Source organism: Streptomyces sp. NPDC020362, from assembly GCF_040642095.1.
GTDB lineage: Bacteria > Actinomycetota > Actinomycetes > Streptomycetales > Streptomycetaceae > Streptomyces.
In genome coordinates this window covers 1-2,588 of record NZ_JBFAET010000425.1, presented here as the reverse complement: position 1 = coordinate 2,588, position 2,588 = coordinate 1, and the positions used below count along the sequence as shown (strand labels likewise).

Below are 2,588 nucleotides of genomic sequence, written 5' to 3'. Positions count from 1 at the left end.
CCGCCGTGCCGCCGTGCCGCCGTGCCGCCGTGCCGCCGTGCCGCCGTGCCGCCGTGCCGCCGTGCCGCCGTGCCGCCGTGCCGCCGTGCCGCCGTCAGCGGTCCGTGTCGGACGACGCGTCCCGGTCGGCGGCGGCTGCTGCCGACTCGGCCGCGTTCACCTTCTTCTCCATCTGTGCGTATCCCGAGGGGGTGCCGGCCGGAGCCGTGGAGGAGGACGCGGCGGCGGGGGTGGCCTTCGGGGAAGCGCCGTCGTGCCGGGCGCAGCCCGCGGTGAGAGCCACGAGCAGTGCCAGCGCCGCAGCAGTGAGGGCCGGCAGCCGCCCCGGGGCCCGCATCAGTTCGCCGCCTTGCCGCCGTCGTGGTCCTGGCACCACGTCTTGACGGCGGTCAGGTCCTTCTGCCGCTCCTGCAGGTTGGTGCGCAGCGACTTGCGGAAGTCCAGCCGGTTCTGGAGGAAGGTGGCGATCTCGGTGTGCCCGGCCTTCTTCGCGTTGTCGACGCGCTTCTGCAGCCGGGCCACGGAGCCGCGCCGGTCGGTTCCGGCGTCGAGCCGCTTCAGGGCGCGCGCGATGTGCCGGTCGATCTTCGGCACCCGCTTGCAGAGCGCATGCGCCCCGTCGCCGGCCGGCTTCGCGGGTGTGCTGTCGGCCGCGTCCGCCGCCCCCGTCGTACCCGCCAGCACGGCCGTCACGGCGAGCCCCGCGAGCAGCGTGCGCGTCCCTCGTCGTACGTACATCTGCCTCTCCGTTCACTTGCCGGACGTCCACGTCGTCCGTCCGTCGCGACGGAGGTTAGGGACTGTCTTTGGGGAAATCCTGTGACCGGTTTGCCCGGGCTGTGTCGATCAGCCAGTCCCGTCGGCCGGGCAGCCCGCCACCTCCCGGGGGCAGCCGCACCTCGAAGCGCGCTCCCACGCCGCCCGGCGGCTCCGCCACGGTGACGCTTCCCCGATGCAGCGCCGCCTGCTGGGCGACGAGGGTGAGGCCGAGTCCGGAGCCCGCGCTGCCCGGGCCCCGCTGGAACCGCTCGAAGATGCGGCCCCCGACCTCGGGCGGCACACCGGCCCCGCGGTCCTCCACCGCGATCAGGACCTGGTCCGCGGTGCCGGTCACGCTCACCCGCACCCACGCCCGGCCCCGGGAGTCGCGGCCGTGGGCCAGGGCGTTGCCGAGCAGGTTGTCCAGCAGCAGCCTCAGGCCCGGCTCCCAGCCGTGCACGGTGAGACCGGGCACCGAATCGAGAGCGATGTCGGCGTCCGGAGCGCGGCGGCGGGCCTCGGCGACGGCCGCGTCGGCCGCGTCGGACAGATCGACGTCCCCGAACGCCTCCGCCTCCACCAGATCCCCGCGACCCATCTCGCGCAGCATCACCAGCAGGCCCAGCAGCCGGGCGTGTTCGTGCCGCAGGTCGGCGAGGACCTCGGTGCGGTCGGGCCCGGGCAGGTCGGGGTGTTCGGCGAGGATGTCCAGGTTGGTGCCCATGCTCATCAGCGGGGTGCGCAACTCGTGCGCGGCCGCGGAGGAGAAGGACCGGGCGGTGTCCAGGGCCTCGGCGGTGCGCGCGGCCTGTTCGTCGTAGCGGGCGAGGACGGTGCGCAGGGTGGCCGCCAGGTCGTCGACCTCTCTCACCCCGGTCCGCCGCTGGTCGAGCCGGGCGCTGCTGGTGCGCGGATCCAGGCCCGCGGTGCGCCGGGTCAGCCGCCGCAGGGGTGCGCTCGCGCCGCCGGCCAGGCCCCAGGCGAGCAGGCCGGACAGCGGTGCGGCGAGCAGTGCGGTGAGCAGCACCCGGCGCCGGACGAGCCGGAGTTGCGTGCGGTCGGCGGTGTCGGGCGCGAAGACCCACAGGGTGCCGGAGACGGTGGAGCCCCGGACCGGCCGGGCCAGGGCACGCCAGCTGCGGGCGCGGTCGTGGACGGTGACCGGTCCGGTGGTGCCGGCGGGCAGCTTGACCGCGGGGCCGGGCTGGGGTCCGCCGCTGAAGACCGTGTCCGGTCCGACGACCCGTACGCCGACGTCGAGGGCGGCGCTGAACAGCTGCCGTTCCCGGGTGTCCGCGACCTTGGGGCGGCCCTTCTGCGACGCTCGCAGCAGCGCCCGGGCGTCCGGTGCGACGGCCACCGCGCGCTGCCGCAGGTGCTGGTCCTCGGCGCGGTGCAGATCGCGGGCGACCAGCTGCAGCAGCAGCCAGCCGGACGCGAGGACGAGCAGCGGGACGGTGCAGCCGACGGCGAGCCCGATACGGGTGGAGAGTCTCACGGAGTGCCCCGCGTATCCCTGAGCACGAAGCCGACTCCGCGCACCGTGTGGATCAGCCGGCCCTGCCCCTGAGCCTCCAGCTTGCGCCGCAGATAGCTGACGAAGGTGTCGACGGCGTCGGTGCGTACGTCGAAGTCGTAGCCCCACACCCGCTCCAGCAACTGGTCGCGGGTGAGGACCAGCCCGGCGTTGCGGGCCAGCACCTCCAGCAGCTCGAACTCCCGGCGGGTCAGCTCCAGCGCACAGCCGTCCTGCTCGGCCGTCCGGGCGGCCGGATCGATCACCAGGCCGGCCACCCGCAGCACCTCCCGGCCGCCCGGCGGACTCTCCC

General features: G+C 75.1%; 4 protein-coding genes. All 4 read right to left on the bottom strand.

The genetic code is table 11. The features are described 5' to 3' along the window. Positions 1-94 precede the first annotated feature (94 nt). Positions 95-337: a hypothetical protein gene (locus AB0H32_RS47795; RefSeq protein WP_361135866.1), complete on the bottom strand. Its 243-nt coding sequence runs from the start codon at positions 335-337 to the stop codon at positions 95-97. Beyond that, positions 337-738: a hypothetical protein gene (locus AB0H32_RS47790; RefSeq protein WP_361135862.1), complete on the bottom strand. Its 402-nt coding sequence runs from the start codon at positions 736-738 to the stop codon at positions 337-339. Before AB0H32_RS47790 ends, AB0H32_RS47795 begins: the two co-directional genes overlap by 1 nt. A 55-nt stretch (positions 739-793) precedes the next feature. Then, positions 794-2,257: a HAMP domain-containing sensor histidine kinase gene (locus AB0H32_RS47785; RefSeq protein ID WP_361135859.1), complete on the bottom strand. Its 1,464-nt coding sequence runs from the start codon at positions 2,255-2,257 to the stop codon at positions 794-796. Then, a partial coding sequence (locus AB0H32_RS47780; RefSeq protein ID WP_361135856.1) for a winged helix-turn-helix domain-containing protein occupies positions 2,254-2,588 on the bottom strand: 335 nt, incomplete at its 5' end. The genes AB0H32_RS47780 and AB0H32_RS47785, both read right to left, overlap by 4 nt.